Genomic DNA, 519 nt, shown 5'->3' with positions numbered 1-519 from the left:
TGCCTACTACGTTGCCTGGATCCTTCAGCATATTGGCTACTTTTTTTGCAATTAAACCTAAAAAAGGTTGCTCTTAGCTTTATTACTTTCTTTTGTATACTAAAAGGCTATCATCATCTCGAATAGAAGGTGTAAATCGCCTTTTTGGCGATTTTTTTGTTTTTGGAGGGTCCTAAGTATGTTCTTGTCTGTTTCTATAGAAAACTTCAGGTCAATAAAAGAGAAGAGTACAATTTCATTTTTGGCGTCAGGAGCGAAGGAGCATCATCCTGGCCACATTTATAATTCAGAAAAGAGTGGGCATGGAGTATTAAAAAGCGCTGGTCTTTATGGGGCCAATGCGTCAGGGAAATCCAACTTCCTCTTGGCTTTTGAAGCTATCAGGTACATGACTGCGGGCTCAGGAAACCTGAAAGAAGGCGATAAGATTCCTTGTTACGAGCCATATAAATTATCTAAAAATACAATAAATAGCCCAACTACTTTTGAAATTGATTTTCTTTCTAGGGATGATGTTAG

Annotated in this window: 1 protein-coding gene; it reads left to right on the top strand. The window is 38.0% G+C overall.

Going from position 1 to position 519, the window contains the following annotated elements; genetic code table 11:
* Nucleotides 1-178: 178 nt before the first annotated feature.
* Nucleotides 179-519 (top strand): AAA family ATPase (locus B2J69_RS24020; RefSeq protein WP_330847895.1); only part of this gene is annotated, 341 nt, incomplete at its 3' end.

The organism is Pantoea latae (genome assembly GCF_002077695.1).
In the GTDB taxonomy this organism is placed as follows: domain Bacteria; phylum Pseudomonadota; class Gammaproteobacteria; order Enterobacterales; family Enterobacteriaceae; genus Pantoea; species Pantoea latae.
The sequence above is the reverse complement of the archived record's forward strand: the minus strand, read 5'-3'. Positions and strand labels throughout refer to the sequence as shown.